Source organism: Luteimonas endophytica, from assembly GCF_029887875.1.
GTDB classification, from domain to species: domain Bacteria; phylum Pseudomonadota; class Gammaproteobacteria; order Xanthomonadales; family Xanthomonadaceae; genus Luteimonas; species Luteimonas endophytica.
Genome location: NZ_JARXRM010000045.1, coordinates 142,915 through 161,985 on the forward strand (window position 1 = coordinate 142,915; position 19,071 = coordinate 161,985).

Genomic DNA, 19,071 nt, shown 5'->3' on the forward strand with positions numbered 1-19,071 from the left:
CGAACATGAGAAAGCCGACCATCCGCGACGTCGCCGAGCGCGCGAAGGTGTCCCTGAAGACGGTTTCGCGGGTGATCAACAACGAGCCGTCGGTCATGCAGGCGACCCGGGCGCGGGTCCTGCACGCCATCGCCGAGCTCGACTACGAGCCGGATCCATCGGCGCGCAACCTGCGCAGCGCCACCGCGTTCGTGATCGGGGTGGCTTACGACAACCCCAACCCCTACTACATCATCAGCGTGCAGAACGGCGTCCTTTCCGCCTGCCGCGAGACCGGTTTCGACCTTCAGATCCACCCTTGCGACGCCAGCTCGCCGCTGCTGGTGAACGAACTGTGCGACTGGATGCGGCGCTCGCGCCTGGCCGGGCTGGTGCTCGCGCCACCGATGTCCGAGCGCATGGAACTGGTGGAGGCGCTGGCGTCGCGCGGAGTGAAGCTGGTACGCATCATCGCCGCCGCCGAAGACCCCCAGGACGGCCACCCCTGCGTGTTCGTCGACGACCGCGACGCCGCCTACGAGATCACCGAGCACCTGGTGCAGCTGGGCCACCAGCGGATCGGCTTCCTCTGGGGCGGGCAGGAGCATCGTTCCAGCTCGGAGCGCTATCTCGGCTACGAGAAGGCGCTGCAGGACTACGGGATCACCCTCGACAAACACCTGGTGGTGCCGGGCGACTACACCTTCGACGACGGCTTCCGCGGCGCGCGCCGGCTGCTGGCGCTGAGGGACCCGCCGACCGCGATCTTCGGCTCCAACGACGAGATCGCCGCCGGGGTGCTGGCCGCGGCCAAGTCGGTCGGGATGAACGTCCCGTACGATCTGTCGATCGCCGGGTTCGAGGACAGTCCGTTCTCCAAGCAGTCGTGGCCGCCGCTGACCACCGCCAAGCAGGCCACCGAGGAGATCGCCCGCCACGCCGCGCGGCTGCTGATCGCGCAGTTGCGTCTCGACGCGCCGGAGGCGCCCGTCGCCGCGGTGCACAACCACGGCTTCGTGCCGCAGCTGGTGGTGCGTGGTTCCACTGCCCCGATGCGTCCGCGCCCGCCCCCCGCCCAGGACGCCTGACATGCACGCTCATGCCGATACCGCCGCCGCTCCGACCGGCCCGAGCTGGATGTTCGACGAGGCCGCGCAGGCGGCCGAGGTCGTCGCCCTGCAGCTCTCGCGCAACGCCCAAGCGGTCGCCGAGCTGGGCCGTGCGCTGCGCCGCGATCCGCCGCCGTTCGTGGTCACCTGCGCCCGCGGCAGTTCCGATCACGCCGCCACCTACGGCAAGTATCTGTTCGAGACGCAGCTGGGCAGGGCCACGGCTTCGGCCTCGCCATCGGTGGGCTCGGTCTACGCCGCCAGCCAGCACCTGCGCGGCGCGCTCTACCTGGTGATCTCGCAGTCCGGGCGCAGCCCCGACCTGCTGCGCAACGCCGAAGGCGCGAAGGCGGCAGGGGCCCGGGTGGTGGCGCTGGTCAATGCCGAGGATTCTCCGCTCGCCGCCCTGGCCGACACGGTGATCGCCCTGCATGCGGGTCCCGAGCGCAGCGTCGCGGCCACCAAGAGCTATATCGCCTCGCTGGCCGCGCTGCTGCAGCTGGCCGCGTGCTGGAAGGACGATCCGCGGTTGCAGCAGGCGCTCGCAGCGCTGCCGGATGCGCTGCGCACCGCCTGGAACCAGGACTGGACGGCGCTGGTCGACGGGCTCGCCGGAACCGCCAACCTGTTCGTGCTCGGGCGCGGCCTGGGCCTGGGCGTGGCCCAGGAGGCGGCGTTGAAGTTCAAGGAGACCTGCGGCCTCCACGCCGAAGCGTACAGTTCGGCCGAGGTGAAGCATGGTCCGATGGCGCTGGTGGGTCCGGGCTTCCCGGTGCTGGTGCTCGCGCAGCCCGACGAGACCGAGCGCGGCACGCTGGCGATGGCGCACGAGTTCCGCGCCCGTGGCGCCGCCACGTGGACGGCCTCGCGCCACGGCAATCTGCCGGTCGCGGAGGCGCCGCACCCCGCCGCCGCGCCGTTGCTGACGGTGCAGAGCTTCTACCGGGCGGTCGAGGCGCTCTCGCGCACGCGCGGCTTCGCGCCGGACGCGCCGCCGCATCTGGCCAAGGTGACGGAGACGGTGTGATGGCAACGGCGCTGCTCAATGGCCGGGTGTTGGTGGACCAGGGCTTTCGCGACGATGTCGCGGTGCTGCTGGAGGGTGCGCGCATCGGGGCCGTGGCCGCGCCGGACGATCCGCGGCTGCGCAACGCGGACAGGGTCGACCTGGGCGGCGCGACGCTGCTGCCGGGCTTCGTCGACCTGCAGGTCAACGGTGGCGGTGGCGTGCTGTTCAACAACCTGCCGACCGTCGAGGGCGTACGCGCGATCGCCCGCGCGCACCGCCGCTTCGGCACCACCGCGCTGCTGCCGACGCTCATCAGCGACACGCCCCAGACGATGCGCACGGCGATCGCCGCGGTGCGCGAGGCGATCGCGCAGGGCGTGCCCGGCGTGCTCGGCATCCATCTCGAGGGACCCTACCTCGCGCCAGCCCGCAAGGGGACCCACGATGCCGCCATGTTCCACGTGCCCGGCCCCGCCGAGATCGCGCTGGCCGGGTCGCTGGACAACGGCCCGACGCTGCTCACGCTCGCACCCGAGCGCGTTCCGGCCGCCACCATCCGCGCGCTCGCCGAGTCGGGCGTGGTCGTTTTCGCCGGCCACACCGACGGCAGCTACGACGAGCTGCGCGCGGGCCTGGCCGCTGGCGTGCGCGGCTTCACCCACCTGTTCAACGCGATGACGCCATTGCAGGGGCGAGAGCCGGGTGCGGTCGGCGCCGCGCTGGAGGACCGCGACAGCTGGTGCGGCGTCATCGTCGACGGCGTGCACGCCCACCCGGCGAGCCTGCGGGTGGCGCTGGCGGCCAAGCCGCGCGGCAAGCTGTTCCTGGTCACCGATGCGATGCCGCCGGTCGGCGCCGACGATCCCGCCTACACGCTGTACGGCGAGACCATCACCGCGGTAGACGGCATCTGCCGCAATGCAGCCGGAGCATTGGCCGGGTCCGCGCTGGACATGGCCACGGCGGTGCGCAACTGCGTGCGCCTGCTGGGGCTGCCGCTGGAGGAGGCGGCACGGATGGCGTCGGCCTATCCGGCCGAATGCCTCGGCCTGGGCGACCGCTACGGACGCATCGCACCCGGGTACCGCGCCGACCTGGTGCTGCTCGACGCCGATCTGCGGGTGCGCCGGACCTGGATCGGCGGTGAGCCCGAGTAGCCAGGGGCGCTTCGCCCACGGCCCGGGCCTGGGTACCGCCGCCGGGCTGTGCCTGCCGGCGCCTCGGCTTGCCCCAAGTCCGGGTCTGCCCCGCTTCGCCTCGGTGGATGCGCTGCGGGGCCTGACCGTGGCGGCGATGCTGCTGGTGAACAATCCGGGCGACTGGGGGCACGTCTATCGGCCGCTGCTGCACGCGGCCTGGCATGGCTGCACGGCCGCCGACCTGGTGTTCCCGCTGTTCCTGTTCCTGGTGGGGGTCTCGATCGCGCTGGGGATATCGGCGCGCGCCGAGGCCGGCGCCGAGCGCCCGGCGCTGCAGCGCGCGGTGCTGGCGCGCGCACTGCGCATCGTCGCGCTGGGCCTGCTGCTGCACCTGCTGGCATGGTGGGTGCTGGACGCGCCGCACCTGCGCCTGTGGGGGGTCCTGCAGCGGATCAGCGTCTGCTTCCTGGTGGTCGGGTCGCTGGCGTTGTGGACCGGGCCACGGGCGCAATGGTGGCTGCTGGGCGGGGCCCTGGCCGGGTATGCCGCGCTGCTCGCGTACGCCGGTGGCGTCGAGCCGTGGAGCAATCCCGCCAGCCGCATCGACACCAGACTGTTCGGGCCGCTGCTGTACCGCTTCGATGCGGCCACCGGCCGGGGCCACGATCCGGAAGGCCTGCTTTCCACCCTGGGCGCACTCGCCACCACGCTGATCGGGCTGCGCGCCGGGGCGTGGCTCAGGACGGGGCGGCTCACGCGGCTGTGGGCGGCCGGCGCGGCGGCGCTGGCGCTTGGGGCGCTAGGGGCGCAGGCGCTGCCGCTGAACAAGAATCTCTGGACTCCCTCGTATGTGCTGTGGACCGCGGGCTGGGCGCTGTTGGCGCTGGCGGCGGCGCACGTGCTGGTGGACCGCCGCGGCTGGCCGCCGCTGGGGCGCCGTTTCGGGAGCAACGCGATCGTCGCCTACGCCGGATCCGCGGCCATGGTCTACCTGCTGATCGCGGCCGGGTGGCTGGAGCCGCTGTACCGGATCGGGTTTGGCTGGCTGGCGCCGCTTTTCGGCCCATTCCTGCCTTCGCTGGCCTTCGCCGTGGCCTTTGTCGCGGTGTGGTGGGCGGTGGTGTACGCGATGGACCGCCGGGGCTGGTATCCCAGAATCTGATCCGCGCGCATCGCGCGCTCTTATGGGCCGCCCGTGCGCTTGCTACCCTGCGCGAATGGACGCCATCCAGATCGCAGCGCTCGCTCCGGCCGCCGCCCGTGTCGCCGCGCGCCTGCACTGGGCGCGCGAGGTGGTCGGGGACAGCGCGCTCGCACTCGAGCCGGCCTCGGCCGATGCCGGCTTCCGCAGCTACTGGCGCGCGAGGACGGCCGCCGGCAGCCGCATCGTCATGGATTCGCCGCCGGCGCTGGAAGACGTGCGCCCATGGCTGCGCATCCACGCGCTACTGGACGGGGCCGGGGTGCGCGTGCCCGAAATCCTGGCGGCGGACGTCGATGCCGGGTTCCTGCTGCTGGAGGACCTGGGCACCGAGACCTGTCTGCAGGCGATCGGCCCACTGGATGCCGACGCGATGTTCGAGGCCGCGTTCGACCAGCTGCTGGTGCTGCAGGCGATCGCGTGTCCACCGGACCTTCCGGGGTACGACCGGCCGATGCTGCAGCGGGAAATCGACCTGTTCGCGGAGTGGTTCCTGGGCCGCCACCTGGGCGTGGCGCTCGACGGGCAGGAGCGCGACGCCCTGCAGCGGGTGGCCGACCACCTGATCGGGAACATGCTGGCCCAGCCGCAGGGGTTCGTGCACCGCGACTTCATGCCGCGCAACCTGATGCCGGTACCCGGCGGCGTAGCGGTGATCGATTTCCAGGGCGCCGTGCGCGGGCCGCTCGCCTACGACCCCGTCAGCCTGTTCCGCGACGCCTTCCACTCCTGGCCGGCGGCGAGGGTGGACGCCTGGCTCGGCCGCTACCATGCACGCGCCCTCGCAGCCGGGCTGCCGGTGCCCGCGCCCGACGCATTCCGGCGTGACGCCGACTGCGCGGGCATGCAGCGCCACCTCAAGATCCTCGGTCTGTTCGCCCGGCTGCACTACCGCGATGGCAAGCCTAAATACCTGGCCGACGCGCCCCGCTTCGTTGCCTACCTGGACCAGGTGCTGCCGCGATATCCTGAGCTCGCGCCGCTGTCCGCCATCCTCGATCGCCACGTGCGTCGCTCCGGCGTGTAGCGCCCGGCCTGTCCGGCTGCATGCCCCCGAAGTTCCCGTGGAGCCGAGTTTGCCCGGCTGCGCGGGTTCCCGGAGCCGGGATCGGCGGAGCAAGCTCCGCTCTATGCAAAGCGACTTCGCACCACCTGCATCCAAGGAAAAGCGCATGAGCACCGACCTGTTCGCCGACGCGCCGGTACCGATCCACGGCATCCGCACCGGCATCGGCGGCTGGACCTTCAAGCCGTGGCGCGACAACTTCTATCCGGCCGGGCTGGTGCAGAAGCGCGAGCTGGAATACGCCAGCCGGCACCTGACCGCGATCGAGATCAACGGCACCTTCTACGGCGCCCAGAAGCCGGCCACCTACGCACGCTGGCGGTCGGAGACGCCGGAGGGCTTCGTGTTCTCGCTCAAGGCGCCGCGCTACTGCACCGACGCCAAGCGCCTGGCCGGCGCTGGCAAGTCGATCGAGGGCTTCGTCTTCGGCGGGCTGGCCGAGCTGGGCGATCGGCTTGGGCCGATCCTCTGGCAGTTCGACCCGCGCCGCGCGTTCGACCGCGACGACTTCGCCGCGTTCCTCGAGCTGCTGCCGCGCGAACTCGACGGTGCGCCGCTGCGCCACGTGCTGGAGGTGCGGCATCCATCGTTCGCCTGCCCGGAGTACCTGGCGCTGGCGCGCCAGCACCGCCTGCCGACGGTGTTCACCGATTCGCCCGACTACCCGTCCTTCGCCGACCTCACCGGCGACTTCGTCTATGCGCGGCTGATGCGCAGCCGCGAGCGGGTCGCCAGCGGCTACCCCGACGACGAACTCGACGCCTGGGCGCGCCGCGCGCGCGCCTGGGCCGCCGGCGGCGCGCCGGAGGACCTGCCGACCATCGGCGCGGAGCGGCCGCCGGCGCGGCCGCGCGAGGTATTCGTCTATTTCATCGGCGCCGCCAAGGCGCGCAACCCGGCCGCGGCGATGGCGCTGCAGGCGCGGCTGCAGGACGCGTGACGGGCCAGTTTGCCGGACCGCGGCCGGTCGCGGCCGACGTTCCGGGGCGGCGCCCGCGGGTGTGGGCGCACCGCCTGCCCGGCTGTTGCGCCGCGCCGGTCAGCCGAGCGCCGCCGCCGCGGCGCGCGCGACCGCCGCATGCACCGCGTTCATCGCGTCGACGTCCGGCGGCGCACCGGTGAGATAGCAGGCCACCAGGACCGGCTGGCGCCCGGGCGGCCAGAGCACGGCGATGTCGTTGGCGGTGCCCTGGTCTTCGGCGTTGATGCTGGTGCCGGTCTTGTCGCCAGCGCGCCAGCCCGCCGGCAGGCCCGCGCGCAGGCGCGCATCGCCGGTGCGGTTGTCGACCAGCCAGCCGGTCAGCAGGGCGCGCGAGGCGGGGTGCAGGGCCTCGCCCAGCAGCAGGCGCCGCAGGTTCCCGGCCATCGCCGCGGGCGTGGTGGTGTCGCGCGGATCGCCGGGGGTGGCGCTGTTGAGCGCGGTCTCCCAGCGGTCCAGCCGGGTGTGCGGGTCGCCGAGCGCGCGCGCGAAGCGGGTCAGCCCGCCCGGTCCGCCGATGGTCCGCAACAACAGGTTGGCGGCGGCGTTGTCGCTCCAGATCATGCTGGCCCGGCACAGGTCGTCCACGCGCATGCCTTCCCCGACCCGCCGCCCGGTGCGCGGCGAATGCGGGACCAGGTCGGAGGCGGCGATGGACACGTTCCGGTCCAGCCGCTCGCTGCCCTGGTCGACCCGCCGCAGCACGGCTGCGGCCAGCAGGAGCTTGAAGGTGCTGCACATCGGGAAGCGTTCGTCCGCGCGCCGGCCGAAACGGCGCCCGGAGCCGCTGTCGAGGATGGCCACGCCCAGCCGCCCGCCGCTGTCGCGTTCCAGCCCGTCGAGGGCCTGCGCCAGTCCGGGAAGCCAGGGCGGGCCCTGTGCCGCGAGCGCGCCGTGCAGCCCGGCGAGGGCGATCGCGCCACCGGTGGCGCGCAGGAATCCGCGTCTGTCGATCATGCCGGGCTCCGTGGCTGGAACGGTTGGACAACGAGGTCGCGGGCGGGGTCCATGTCGTGGTGCGCAGCCGCCGCGATCGGGAGGCGTCAGCGCCCTGCGCCGTCGCGCTCGGCGGCCAGTTGCGCCTCCAGCCTGGTCTCGGCCCGGTCGGCGTACGCGCGGCAGTCCACCGGCGAAGGCTGGGTCGCCGCGCCGGCATCGAAGCGCCAGCCGCTGGCGTCGGGGTGCGGCGTCAGCAGCAAGTCGCAGGGCAGGGCGCGCAGCGTGGCGAAGGCCGCGCGGTAGTCGTCGACGATGCGCGGGTAGCGGGGATTGTCCAGCAGGCGGTAGTCGGGCGCGCTCAGGCTGTCGGCATAGACGATGCGCAGTGCCCGGCCTTCGCGGCGATCCTCCCAGCTCCAGCTCATGCTGCCGGGCGTGTGCCCCGGGGTGAAATGCACCAGCAGCGCCAGGTCCCCGAGCACCACGCGTTCGCCGTCCTGCAGCACCCGGTCCACGTGCACCGGCGGGTACAGCAGGCCGTCGCCGAAGTGGATGTCGTCGGCGCCGCCCTGCGCCAGCAGCCGCGCCGACTCGGCATTGCTGAGCACGCGCGCGCCGGTGGCCCGGCGCAGCGCGGCGAGCGGGCCGACGTGGTCGGCATGCGCGTGGCTGTGCAGGATCAGCTTCAGGTCCGCCGGGGCGAGGCCCAGCGCCTGCAGGTTGGCGAGCAGGTGATCGGCGGCCTGCGGCATGCCGCCGTCGATGAGGACCGCGCCCTCGCTGCCCTGCAGCAGGATCGCGCTCAGCCCGGCGGTGCCGATCTGCCAGGTGCGCTCGGCGATGCGCAGCGGCGCCACCGGCTGCCGCCACGCCGCCGGAACCTCGTACGCGCGCAGCTGCGGCAGCGGCGCGGTGTCCTGCGCGGCCGCCGCGCCGGCGCCCGCCAGCCACATCGCCGCGAATGCGGCCCCGGCTCCCATGCCCATCGTTTTCGCTCCGGTCTCGGTCCTGGCGGTGCGCCAGCCGCAGCGATTCTGGAAAGCTTGACCGCGGGCGACAAGCGACGTTATCTCATCGAAGTCATTAGCCGGGTTCATGGCTCCATGGATCGCCCCAACCTTCCGCTCAACGGGCTGCGCGCCTTCGAGGCCGCCGCCCGGCACCTGAACTTCACCCGCGCGGCGCTGGAGCTGTGCGTCACCCAGGCCGCGCTCAGCCACCGGATCAAGGGGCTGGAGGCGCGGCTCGGGTTCGCCCTGTTCCGGCGGCTGCCGCGCGGGGTCGCGCTGACCGACGAGGGCGCGGCGCTGTTCCCGGTGATCGGCGACGCCTTCGACCGCATCGGCGCCGCGCTCGGCCGGTTCGAGGGCGGGCGCCTGCTGGAGGCGCTCACCGTCAGCGCGGTGGCCACGTTCGCCACCGGCTGGCTGCTGCCGCGGCTGGGCGGCTTCGCGCTCGCGCACCCGGGCGTGGACCTGCGCCTGCTGACCCACAACAACCGCGTCGACCAGGCGGGCGAGGGGCTGGACCTGGCGATCCGCTTCGGCGAAGGCGCGTGGCAGGGCCTGGACGCCGTGCGGCTGTGCGGTGCGCCGTTCGCGCCGGTGTGCGCGCCGGCGCTGGCGCGGCGGATCCGCGAGCCGCGCGACCTGGCCGCGCTGCCGCTGCTGCGTTCCTACCGCCCCGACGAATGGTCGCGCTGGTTCCGCGCGGCCAGGCTGCCGGAGCCGACGCCGCGGGGGCCGGTATTCGATTCGTCGCTGGCCATCGCCAGCGCGGCCGCCGCCGGCGCCGGGGTGGCGCTGCTGCCGCTGCGCATGTTCGGGGCGGAGCTGGCCGCCGAACGGCTGGTGCGCCTTTTCGACATCGAGGTGGACGTGGGCGCGTACTGGCTGACGCGGTTGCGCACGCGGCCGGAAACGGGTGCGATGCAGGCATTCCGGGAGTGGATCCTGGCACAGGCGCCGGCCGAGGAGGAATGAGCCCGCGCGCCGCAGTCCACGGCTACGCGTCGCCCGGCAGGCGCGCGCGCGCGATGGCGGCGATGCGGGCCTTGCGCAGCGCCTCGCCGACCGCCGGGCCGCTGAGCCCGTCGATCGCCAGGTCGCGGGTGCTCACCGCGGCGGCGGCGGCGTGCAGCCGCACGAGCTCGCGGCCCTGCGGATAGTCGTCTTCCGTGCGGCCGAGGCGGCCGCGCTTGTCGGCCTCGCAGACCAGCGCCAGCAGCGCGATCCGGGCGGGCTTGCGGAACCCGTCGCAGCGCGCCAGCAGGTCGTGCACGGTGGCGTCGCGCAGCTCGCCGATGCGGTGCACGTTGAGGTGCTCGCGGCACGCCATCGCCGCCAGCTCGCGGTGCGCGGTGGGCACCTTCAACCGTTCGCACAGCGCCGCCAGCGGCTTCAGGCCGCGCCGCTCGTGGGCGATGTGCTTCGGCCATTCCTCCGGCGGGGTACGCGCCTTGCCCAGGTCGTGGGCGAGCGCGGCGAAGCCGACCAGCGCATCGCCAGGCGCCAGCCGCGCGGCCATGTCGCAGACCAGCTCGACGTGCACGCCGGTGTCGACTTCGGGGTGGTACTCGGCGCGCTGCGGCACGCCGTACAGCGCGTCGACCTCGGGCAGCACCACCGCCAGTGCGCCGGCCGCGCGCAGGGTGGCGAGGAACGCCGAGGGGGTCGGCATCGCCAGCGCCCGCGACAGCTCCTGCCAGACCCGTTCGGGCACCAGCTCCGCCAGCTCGCCGCCGGCGGCCATCTCGCGCATCAGCGCCATCGTTTCGGGGGCCACGCCGAAGCCGAGCCCGGCGAAGCGCGCCATGAAACGCGCCGCGCGCAGCACCCGCAGCGGGTCCTCGACGAACGCCGGGCCGACGTGGCGCAGCACCCGCGCCTCGATGTCGCGGGTGCCGCCGAACGGATCGACCAGCGCGCCGTCGGCGGCCTCGGCGATCGCGTTGATGGTGAAGTCGCGCCGCTCCAGGTCCTGCTCCAGGGTGACCGAGGGATCGGCGTGGACCACGAAGCCGCGATGGCCGCGCGCCGACTTGCGCTCGGTCCGGGCCAGCGCGTACTCCTCGGCGGTGTCCGGATGCAGAAACACCGGGAAGTCGCGCCCGACCGGGCGGAACCCGGCCGCGATCATCGCCTCCGGCGCCGCCCCCACCACCACGTGGTCGCGGTCCCCCGGCGGCAACCCGAGCAGGCGGTCGCGCACCGCGCCGCCGACGAGGTAGGTGTTCATGGCGGCATGATGCCCGATTGCTTCAGGCCTCGCGTCCGGTTGCCGGGCTTCGGGTCGAGGCGCCCTTCGGCGCGCGGCGTCGCGACCGCCGCGAGCGCGGACCACCGATCCATCGGCGCCGCGTCAGCCCGGCGCGGACGCGGCGGCCGGGGCGGGGCAGTGGAACTCGCGCCGGGGCGTGCCGAGGCGGCCGTGCATGCGATCGGTCACCGGCACCGCGGCGCCGTGCAGGCGCCAGTCGTAGATCACGCTGAAGGCCAGCACCCGCGCCACGTACTCGCGGGTTTCCTTGTAGCTGATGGTCTCGATCCAGAAATCGGCGTCCATGCCCGGGCGCTGCGACTGCCAGCGCGCGGTCGGCGCCGGGCCGGCGTTGTAGGCGGCGATGGCCACGTACGGCCGGCCGTACTTTTCCTTCATCTCGCGAAGGTACGCGGTACCGACGCGGATGTTGGTGGCCGGGTCGTAGAGGCTGGCGGCGCCGCCCCAGGCCAGACCGAGGCGCCGCGCCACCGCCGCGCCGGTGGTGGGCAGCACCTGCATCAGCCCGCGCGCGTCCGCCTGCGAGCGCGCACGCGGGTTGAACACGCTCTCGGCGCGGATCTCGGCGGCGATCCAGGCCGGGTCGAGCGCCTGGCGCTGCGCCTCGGCGCGGATCAGGCCGTCGTGGGAGAGCGGGAAGCGCAGCGCGTACAGGCGGGTCTCTTCGGGCTGGCGGCCGAGCCCGAACAGGGCGCGGTCGTTCCAGCCGTTGTCCTGCGCCACCTGTACCGCGATGCGCCGCTGGGTGTCGTCGAAGCGTTCGAGCGCGCTGCTCCATTCGCGCGTGGCCCAGCCGGGGCGGTCGGCGCGATACAGCGCCATCGCCCGCACCATCGCCGGGTCGTTGGCCACCCGTGCGCGGGCGGAGGCATCGCCGGGGACCTCGATCGGGCACAGTGCGTAGGGCCGCTGCAGGCGGTCGGCGGCGAGAAAGCCATGGAAGTTGGGTTCGCGCGCGGCCCGTTCGTACAACGCCTGCGCGCGCGGCGCGTCGCCGAGCAGCGCGTGCAGGCGCGCGGCGAAATAGGTCCAGCGCGCGTCGTTGCGCTGCTCGTCGCCCATCGCCTCGATGGCTGCCAGCGCTGCGCGCCAGTCCGAGCGTGCCAGCGCCTCGCGCGCGCGCCACTCGTGCAGGCGCTCGTCGTAGGACGCCGCCGGCACCCGCGCCAGCCGCCGCGCCGAATCCGGTTCGTAGGAGGCCACCGTCCACAGCGCCGCCTGGTACAGCACCCGCCCGCGGTCCTGCTCGGTGAAGCCCAGCGCCTCGGCGTAGCGCGGCAGTTGCGCCTCGCCGGCCGCGGGCGCCTCCTTGGCCAGCTTCGCCAGGCCGTGCGAGGCGACCAGCCGGCTGCGCGGGGTCTTCGGCCAGCGCAGCGCGCGCTCGTGCGGGGCCTGCAGGAAGGCCGCATAGTCGTCGGCAAGGGCGCGCTCGGCCGCGGGCAGGCCGCGCGCGGCGCTGCGCATCACCGCGACGTTCCACTCCGCGGCGGCCATCTCGATGCGTTCCCAGCGCAGCTCCGGCGCGAGCCCGCCGCGCGCGTCGAGCGCCGCGAACGGCGCATCGCATTCGTCCGGCAGCGAATTGCCGCTGCTGCGCCAGATCTCCTGCACCTCCGCAGTCCAGCGCGCATCGGCCGCGCCGGTGCGCTGGCGCGCGTCCAGCTCGATGCAGCGCAGCGCGGTGTTGCGGATCGAAGGCGACCAGGCGGCGCGGATGCCAGCCCAGTCCTGGCGCCGGTACAGCGCGCGCAGCCATTCCTCGCGGAAGGCGCCGGCCACCGCCTGCTCCGCGTACCGGGCCAGGAACGCCTGCGCCTGCGCCGCCGGCAGGCTGTCCAGGTTGCGGCGCAGCCCGGCGTACTCGATCCAGCCGTAGGCGGGGTGCGAGGCCAGGTGCGCGGGCACCGGCTGGCCGCGGGCCGCGGCATCGAGCGCGGCGCGCAGTTGCTGGTCGTTGGTCTGGGCGCGCGCGGCGGGGAGAACGGCGGCCAGCGCGAGCGCCGCGGCGAACAGGAGCTTCATCGGCGGACGATGTCGATGGGGGCGCCCGACTATAGCGGAGCGCGCATGAAGCGCCCGCCGCCGCGCCAGCGCGGCGCGCCACCGGCGGTCCTGGCGATGCCGCGGGCGGGAAGCGCGCCCGGCCCCGCGCGCGCAGGTCCGGCATGATGGCGCGACCTCCCGCAGACCCTGGCCCGCGCATGCTGCTGCTCACCTTCCTCCTGCTCGGCGCGATCGCCGGGGTGCTGGCCGGCTTGCTCGGCATCGGTGGCGGCCTGGTGCTGGTGGCGGCGCTGGCATGGCTGCTGCCGCTGCATGGGGTGCCGAAGGAGGCGGCGATGCATGCCGCGCTGGCCAGTTCGATGGCGAGCATCGTGCTCACCGCGGCCTCTTCGGCGCGCGCCCACCACCGCCGCGGCAGCGTGCTGTGGCCGACCGTGGCCTGGATGGTGCCCGGGGTGCTGCTGGGCGGCTGGCTGGGCAGCCGCTTCGCGATCGCGCTGGACGGCGACGTCCTCAAATGGTGCGTGGCGATCTACTGCTTCGTGGTCGGTGCGCAGATGGCGCTGTCGCGCCCGCGCCAGGCGGACGGCGCCGCGGTGGTGCCGCGCGGGGTCGGCATCGCCGCCGCCGGCGGCGGCATCGGCGCGATTTCGGCGGTCGTCGGCATCGGCGGCGGCAGCATGACGGTCCCGCTGCTGGTGTGGCTGGGGGTGGCGCCGGTGCGTGCGGTGGGCACCTCGTCGGCCTGCGGCATCTTCATCGGCATCGCCGCCGCCGCCGGCTATGCGCTGCAGGCTCCGCCCGGCGCGCTGCCGGAACATGCGATCGGCTACGTGTACCTGCCGGCGGCGATCGGCGTGGCCCTGGCCTCGGTGCTGGCCGCGCCGCTAGGCACGCGGCTGGCGCACGCGATCAGCGGGGCAGCGCTGCGGCGGGTGTTCGCGGTGTTCATGGTGCTGGTCGGCGCCAGCCTGCTGCTGTGGTGAGCGATGCGGCGGCAGTGGCCGCGCCGGCCGCCGGCCGCGGCCGCGCGCTGGCGCTGATGGCGCTGGCGCTGGTGCTGGCGATGTCGCCATGGTTCTCGGCCAGCGCGGTGGTAGTGCAGCTGCGCGCGCAGTGGGGTTTCGGCGCGTCACTGGCGGCCTGGATCACGATCGCGGTGCAGCTGGGGTTCGTGCTGGGGGCGCTGGGCTCGGCGCTGCTCGGGCTGGCCGACCGCGTGTCGGCACCGCGGCTGATCGCCATCGCGGCCTGCGGCGCCGCGACCGCCAATGCCCTGGTGCTGCTGGCGCAATCGCCGCTCCAGCTGCTGCTGGCGCGGGTCGCCACCGGTGCCTGCCTGGCGGCGGTCTACCCGCCGGCGATGAAGCTCATGGCGACCTGGTTCGTGCGCGGCCGCGGGCTGGCGCTGGGGGTGCTGATCGGCGCGATCACGGTGGGCTCGGCGCTGCCGCACCTGGTCAACGCGCTCGGCGGCGCGCGCTGGCAGGGGGTGATCGGCTGGACCACGGCGCTGACCCTGGCCGGAGCGGCAGTGGTCGCCTTCGGCGTGCGCGAAGGTCCGTACCCGTTCCCGCGGGCGCCGTTCCGGCTCGGCGAGGTGACGGCGATCTTGCGCAATCGCGGGGTGGTGCTGGCCTCGCTCGGCTACCTCGGTCATATGTGGGAGCTGTATGCGATGTGGGCCTGGTTCTCGACGTTCGCGCTGACCGCCACCGCGGTGGCGGGCGACCCGGGCCGCGCCTCGCTGCTGGCGTTCGCCGCGATCGCCGCGGGCCTGCCCGGCTGCGTGCTCGCCGGCGCGGCCGCCGACCGCTTCGGGCGCGCCCGCACCGCGGCCGCGGCGATGGCGGTGTCCGGGGCCTGCTGCATCGCCGCCGGCTGGGCCCACGCCGGCCCCGGCTGGCTGCTGGTTGCGGTGGCGCTGGTCTGGGGAATCAGCGTGATCGCCGATTCGGCGCAGTTCTCGGCGCTGGTCACCGAGCACGGCGACCAGCGCAGCATCGGCACCGCGCTCACGCTGCAGCTGGCGCTGGGCTTCGCCCTCACCGTGGCCACGATCTGGATCGTGCCGCTGCTGGCCGCCGCGCTGGGCAGCTGGCGCTGGGTGTTCCTGGTGCTGGTGCCGGGGCCGCTGCTGGGGATCGCGGCGATGCTGGCGCTGCAGCGCAGCGGGCGCCTGGCCGCGGCGCCTGGCTCGGCGGGATGATCCGGACGCCCGCCGATGTGCGAGATTGGCGATGAAACTTGGCCCGGTCTCGCGATTTAAGTGATGGTCGTCGCAGTCTGACTTTTACAGATTGTTTACAACGGGGGCATTGTCGCGTGGACAGGGGCACGCGGCGGCCGTTCACACCAAGGAGAGATCGATGACGTCGCCCACCCCTTGCCGGCTGGCCCTCGCGGTCCAACTGTCCCTGCTGCTCGCCGTTCCCGCCACCGCCGCCGCCCAGGACGCCGCCGAGGAGCGCACCCGCACCCTCGATGCCGTGCAGGTCACCGGCACCCGGATCAAGCGCGCGGAGATCGAGGGCCAGGTGCCGGTGCATACGGTGACCCGCGAGGACATCGACCGCAGCGGCCTGACCTCGATCGGCGACGTGATCCAGCAGCTGAGCGGCTCGGGTTCGGCGCTCAACACCAAGTTCAATTCCTCGGGCAACTTCGGCTTTCCGCCCGACGGCGGCGGCGTCGGCGCCGGCTCGGCGCAGGTGGACCTGCGCCACCTCGGCTCCAAGCGCGTGCTGGTGCTGGTCGACGGCATCCGCTGGGTCAACGAGGCCTCGGCCTCGGGCGTCGGCGCCTCGACCGACCTCAACACCATTCCGCTGGCGATCGTCGAGCGCATCGAGGTGCTCGAGGACGGCGCCTCCTCGCTGTACGGCTCGGACGCCATCGCCGGCGTGGTCAACATCATCACCCGCCAGGATTTCGACGGCGGCCAGGTCACCCTCAACTACGGCGAGTACGGCGAGGGCGACGGCGCGGTCAAGGGCTTCGATTTCGCCTGGGGGCGCACCACCGAGCGCAGCAACCTGTTCCTGGGGCTGAGCCACGTCGACCAGGGCGTGGTGTACTCGCGCACCCGCGAGCAGTCGCGGTTCCCGGTGCCGGGAACCGGGGTAGCGTTCGGCAGTTCCGGGACGCCGAACGGGCGTTTCCGCTTCCTGGATCCGAGCTGCCCGCTGGTCGATCACGACAACGATCCGGCTACCCCGCCGATTAATCTGTGCGACATCACCACGCCCAACGGGACCAGTTTTCCGGATGGCGTGGATTATCCCGAGGACTTCATCGCGTTTGGCCCGGAGAACCTGTTCAACTTCTCCGAGTACAACCTGTTGATGACGCCGTCTGAGCGTACGGGCGTATTCGGACAGTTTCGCTTCGACATCAATCCAGGGCTGCAGTGGTACGCCAAGGCGCTGTACAACCGTCGCGAGTCGACCAATCAGGCTGCGCCCGAGCCCATTTTCCTGGGTCCCAGCGCCGGCACGGGCAACCCGCTGGCCGACGAGATCACCATTTCTGCACTCAATCCCTACAACCCGTTCGGGTTCGATCTGGTGTCGGGTGAGAACCTGCTCCTGCTCACCCGCCGACCGGTGGAAGGTGGCCCGCGCGTGTTCGAGCAGGAAGTCGACACCACATACTTCAATACCGGCCTGGTCGGCAGCTTCGACGTCCGCGACACCATCTGGTTCTGGGACGTCAACGCGGCCTACAGCAAGAACAAGGCCCAACAGACCAACTACGGCAGCTACAACATCTTCAACATTGCGCTGGCGCTGGGCGATCCGGCCGACTGCGCGGCGGTCACCGGCTGCGTACCGATGAACATCTTCGGCGGTCCGGGCACTCTCACGCCGGAAATGCTGGCGTGGATCCAGCCGGTGGTACGCGACGAAAGCGAGAACGAGCTGACGCTGGTCTCCGCCAACCTGTCGGGCGATCTGTTCAGGATGCCCGGCGAGGCGGGTTACGTAGCTTTCGCCGCAGGCTACGAGTACCGCAAGTACGAAGGTCGGTACCAGCCCGATCCGATCACGGTGCGCGGGCACTACAACGGCGTGCCCTCGCTGCCGACCTCCGGCGAATACGACGTGAACGAGGTATTCGCGGAACTCAATGTGCCGATCTTCGCAGACTCGCCATTGGGCAAGCGGCTGGACCTCAATCTCGCCGGCCGCTACTCCGACTACTCCACCTTCGGCGGCGAGTTCACCCCCAAGTACGGCCTGCGCTGGCAGGTCACCGACGACTTCCTGATGCGCGCCACGTATGCCGAGGGCTTCCGCGCGCCGTCGATCGGCGAGCTGTTCGGCTCCGACAGCCGCTTCGATGCGCAGCTGGACGACCCGTGCTCAGAACCATTGCCGGATCCGTCGCTGGAGGCCAACTGTCGCGCACTGGGCGTACCGGGGGGCTACTCGCAGCCCAACCCGCAGATTTCGATAACCACCGGCGGCAACAGCGAGCTCGACCCCGAGCGCGCACGCAGCTTCACCACCGGCTTCGTCTGGAGTCCTTGGTTCGCCAGCGGTGCCGGCTGGTCGGAGCGGCTGGACTTCGAGGTCACCTTCTACCGCCATTCCATCGAGGGGCCGATCCAGGCACTCAGCGCCCAGGCGCAACTGGACGAATGCGTAGAAACGTTGGATCCGCTGTACTGCGACGGCATCGGCCGCGCCGTGACCGGCGACATCAATGCATTCAACAACCGTCTGACCAACCTGGGTTCGATCAAGACCGACGGCTGGGACGTGGACCTCTACTGGACGCTGCCGGCCGGGGATGCCGGGCAGTTCAAGCTCGCCTGGCAGAACAGTTTCGTCGGCCGCTACGAAGCGGTCGGCGGCGCCGGCCAGCGGCAGCCGCGCGAGCCCGGCGTCGAGGTGGAGGACAGCGCCATTCCGGAATGGACCTCGACCGCGAGCCTGGACTGGACCCTGGACGCCTGGCGCGCCGCCTGGACGGTACGCCATATCTCCGAGCTGACCGAGGCCTGCGGCCGCGCGGCGGCGTTCCCGGTCTGCAGCGACCAGGCCACCGGCACCAACACCCTGGACGCCACCACCTACCACGACGTCCAGCTGGGCTACCGTTTCGACTGGATGCGCGGGCTGGAGCTGACCGCGGGGGTCAACAACGTCTTCGACAAGGATCCGCCGATCTGCCTGTCGTGCTCGCTCAACGGCTACGACGCATCGACCTACGACATCCCTGGCGGCCGGTTCTGGTACCTGCGCGCCGACCTGCGGTTCTGATCGGCCCGGTGCTCCCGCCGGCAAGGCGGGAGCGCGGCCACGGCTGGAGGAGGTTTACGGCTTGGGGGCCAGCGATGTTCCCCTGCGGGCGCTGCGTCGCGTCGCGACTGCCGTCGCTCCCACATGCGATCGACCATCCTGCTCGGCTCGGCTCGGCTCGGCTCGGCTCGAGTTCGGCTCGAGTTCGGCTCGGCCTGGTCATGATCGGTTCGCCAGGTGGGCCCGCGGCGCTGCTGGGTCTGCGCGGCATTGCCCAATGGCGCGGCACGGCCGCGGCGGGCTCAGCCTTCGGTGCGCAGCGCGTTTTCCGGGATCACCAGCTCGACCGACAGCGCCAGGTGATCGGACAGGGCCGCCGGCATCGCCCGCATGTTGTCGCAGGACAGGTTGCTGGTCACCAGCACGTGGTCGATCGCCCGCTGCGGGCGCCAGCTGGGGAAGGTGTGGACCTGGCAGGACGGCGGCTGCAGCGAGGTGCCGCGGTACAGGATCTCCATCTCCGGCCGGTCGGAGGTGCAGTTGAAGTCGCCCATCAGCACCGCGTTGGGATACTGCTTGAGCAGTTCCGCGATGTAGCTCAGCTGCGCGCGCCGCGACTGCGCGCCCAGCGACAGGTGCGCCACCGCGATGGTCAGGCCGGCGTCACCCTCGCCGAAGCGGGCCAGCAGCAGCCCGCGGCCGCGCACCCGGCCGGGCAGCGGATGGTCGTGCACCTCGATCGGCTCGTAGCGGCTGAGCAAGCCGTTGGCGCTGGAGGCGACGTTGGCGACGCGGCGGTTCGGCTGGTGGGTCCAGTAGTCGAAACCGCCGCGCTCGGCCAGGTAGTGGGTCTGGTTGGTGAACCCCGAGCGCCAGCTGCCCGGGTCGCTCTCTTGCAGGCCGACGATGTCGTGGCCGCCGGCCAGTTCGGCGATCTGGTCGAGCGCGCGCAGCTTGTTGCCTGCCGGCAGCACGTGCGACCAGCTGCGCATCGCGTAGTCGCTGTAGCTGCGCGTGCTGGAGCCGGCCTGGATGTTGGCGCTTAGCAGCCGCAGCCGCTGTGGCTGCGGCTCCAGGGAGTCCGGTTCTGTCGCCATCGGGAGGGTCGGGCAGGCGCCGCC

At 72.6% G+C, this 19,071-nt stretch carries 15 protein-coding genes; 10 read left to right on the forward strand and 5 right to left on the reverse strand.

The genetic code is table 11. The features are described 5' to 3' along the window. The first annotated feature begins 5 nt into the window (after positions 1-5). The 6 genes from QFW77_RS16585 to QFW77_RS16610 all read left to right on the forward strand — a co-directional run bounded on the left by QFW77_RS16585 (position 6) and on the right by QFW77_RS16610 (position 6,443). Positions 6-1,067, forward strand: a complete 1,062-nt coding sequence (locus tag QFW77_RS16585; RefSeq protein WP_280575923.1) for a LacI family DNA-binding transcriptional regulator — start codon at positions 6-8, stop codon at positions 1,065-1,067. 49 nt (positions 1,068-1,116) lie between these two features. Beyond that, the gene (locus QFW77_RS16590; protein WP_425603374.1) at positions 1,117-2,115 is read left to right on the forward strand and encodes an SIS domain-containing protein; all 999 of its coding nucleotides are present in this window, start codon (positions 1,117-1,119) and stop codon (positions 2,113-2,115) included. After that, positions 2,115-3,254, forward strand: coding sequence for an N-acetylglucosamine-6-phosphate deacetylase (gene nagA / locus QFW77_RS16595; protein ID WP_280575925.1), 1,140 nt, complete (start codon positions 2,115-2,117; stop codon positions 3,252-3,254). The genes QFW77_RS16590 and nagA overlap by 1 nt, the downstream gene beginning before the upstream one ends. An 85-nt stretch (positions 3,255-3,339) precedes the next feature. Next, positions 3,340-4,398, forward strand: a complete 1,059-nt coding sequence (locus tag QFW77_RS16600; protein ID WP_280576129.1) for an acyltransferase family protein — start codon at positions 3,340-3,342, stop codon at positions 4,396-4,398. 70 nt (positions 4,399-4,468) lie between these two features. After that, a complete protein-coding gene (locus tag QFW77_RS16605; RefSeq protein WP_280576130.1) occupies positions 4,469-5,464 on the forward strand; it encodes an aminoglycoside phosphotransferase family protein in 996 nt (331 codons plus the stop codon). Positions 5,465-5,609: 145 nt separating this feature from the next. After that, positions 5,610-6,443 carry a DUF72 domain-containing protein gene (locus QFW77_RS16610; protein ID WP_280575926.1) on the forward strand — a complete coding sequence of 278 codons (834 nt, stop codon included), beginning with the start codon at positions 5,610-5,612 and terminating at the stop codon, positions 6,441-6,443. A 99-nt stretch (positions 6,444-6,542) separates the two neighbouring features. Here the strand turns inward: QFW77_RS16610 and bla (QFW77_RS16615) are convergent, their stop codons facing one another. Beyond that, entirely contained in the window at positions 6,543-7,439 is an 897-nt protein-coding gene (bla, locus tag QFW77_RS16615) for a class A beta-lactamase (protein ID WP_280575927.1), read from the reverse strand. Positions 7,440-7,525: 86 nt separating this feature from the next. Next, complete coding sequence (gene bla, locus QFW77_RS16620) at positions 7,526-8,401, reverse strand: subclass B3 metallo-beta-lactamase (protein ID WP_425603375.1); 876 nt, start codon at positions 8,399-8,401, stop codon at positions 7,526-7,528. Positions 8,402-8,524: 123 nt separating this feature from the next. Here bla (QFW77_RS16620) and QFW77_RS16625 point away from each other — a divergent pair, with 123 nt between their 5' ends. Next, the gene (locus tag QFW77_RS16625) at positions 8,525-9,403 is read left to right on the forward strand and encodes a LysR substrate-binding domain-containing protein (RefSeq protein WP_280575929.1); all 879 of its coding nucleotides are present in this window, start codon (positions 8,525-8,527) and stop codon (positions 9,401-9,403) included. A 22-nt stretch (positions 9,404-9,425) separates the two neighbouring features. Here the strand turns inward: QFW77_RS16625 and QFW77_RS16630 are convergent, their stop codons facing one another. After that, on the reverse strand, positions 9,426-10,658 hold the full coding sequence (locus QFW77_RS16630) for a multifunctional CCA addition/repair protein (RefSeq protein ID WP_280575930.1): 1,233 nt from the start codon (positions 10,656-10,658) through the stop codon (positions 9,426-9,428). Positions 10,659-10,781: 123 nt separating this feature from the next. After that, positions 10,782-12,722, reverse strand: coding sequence for a lytic transglycosylase domain-containing protein (locus QFW77_RS16635; RefSeq protein WP_280575931.1), 1,941 nt, complete (start codon positions 12,720-12,722; stop codon positions 10,782-10,784). 179 nt (positions 12,723-12,901) lie between these two features. Between QFW77_RS16635 and QFW77_RS16640 the strand changes: the two genes are divergently transcribed. From QFW77_RS16640 to QFW77_RS16650, 3 genes are all read left to right on the forward strand, one after another. Then, complete coding sequence (locus QFW77_RS16640; RefSeq protein ID WP_280575932.1) at positions 12,902-13,690, forward strand: sulfite exporter TauE/SafE family protein; 789 nt, start codon at positions 12,902-12,904, stop codon at positions 13,688-13,690. After that, positions 13,687-14,913: an MFS transporter gene (locus QFW77_RS16645; protein ID WP_280575933.1), complete on the forward strand. Its 1,227-nt coding sequence runs from the start codon at positions 13,687-13,689 to the stop codon at positions 14,911-14,913. The genes QFW77_RS16640 and QFW77_RS16645 overlap by 4 nt, the downstream gene beginning before the upstream one ends. Before the next feature lie 202 nt (positions 14,914-15,115). After that, positions 15,116-17,971, forward strand: a complete 2,856-nt coding sequence (locus QFW77_RS16650; protein WP_425603376.1) for a TonB-dependent receptor — start codon at positions 15,116-15,118, stop codon at positions 17,969-17,971. A 281-nt stretch (positions 17,972-18,252) separates the two neighbouring features. Here the strand turns inward: QFW77_RS16650 and QFW77_RS16655 are convergent, their stop codons facing one another. Next, a complete protein-coding gene (locus QFW77_RS16655; RefSeq protein WP_280575935.1) occupies positions 18,253-19,047 on the reverse strand; it encodes an endonuclease/exonuclease/phosphatase family protein in 795 nt (264 codons plus the stop codon). Positions 19,048-19,071 lie beyond the last annotated feature (24 nt).

Excerpts from the sequence above, each read along its gene's own strand:
- QFW77_RS16585 (WP_280575923.1), top strand. The coding sequence starts at position 6 with ATGAGAAAGCCGACCATCCGCGACGTCGCCGAGCGCGCGAAGGTGTCC.
- QFW77_RS16590 (WP_425603374.1), top strand. The coding sequence starts at position 1,117 with ATGTTCGACGAGGCCGCGCAGGCGGCCGAGGTCGTCGCCCTGCAGCTC.
- nagA (WP_280575925.1), top strand. The coding sequence starts at position 2,115 with ATGGCAACGGCGCTGCTCAATGGCCGGGTGTTGGTGGACCAGGGCTTT.
- QFW77_RS16610 (WP_280575926.1), top strand. The coding sequence starts at position 5,610 with ATGAGCACCGACCTGTTCGCCGACGCGCCGGTACCGATCCACGGCATC.
- bla (WP_280575927.1), bottom strand. The coding sequence starts at position 7,439 with ATGATCGACAGACGCGGATTCCTGCGCGCCACCGGTGGCGCGATCGCC.
- bla (WP_425603375.1), bottom strand. The coding sequence starts at position 8,401 with ATGGGAGCCGGGGCCGCATTCGCGGCGATGTGGCTGGCGGGCGCCGGC.
- QFW77_RS16625 (WP_280575929.1), top strand. The coding sequence starts at position 8,525 with ATGGATCGCCCCAACCTTCCGCTCAACGGGCTGCGCGCCTTCGAGGCC.
- QFW77_RS16630 (WP_280575930.1), bottom strand. The coding sequence starts at position 10,658 with ATGAACACCTACCTCGTCGGCGGCGCGGTGCGCGACCGCCTGCTCGGG.
- QFW77_RS16635 (WP_280575931.1), bottom strand. The coding sequence starts at position 12,722 with ATGAAGCTCCTGTTCGCCGCGGCGCTCGCGCTGGCCGCCGTTCTCCCC.
- QFW77_RS16640 (WP_280575932.1), top strand. The coding sequence starts at position 12,902 with ATGCTGCTGCTCACCTTCCTCCTGCTCGGCGCGATCGCCGGGGTGCTG.
- QFW77_RS16655 (WP_280575935.1), bottom strand. The coding sequence starts at position 19,047 with ATGGCGACAGAACCGGACTCCCTGGAGCCGCAGCCACAGCGGCTGCGG.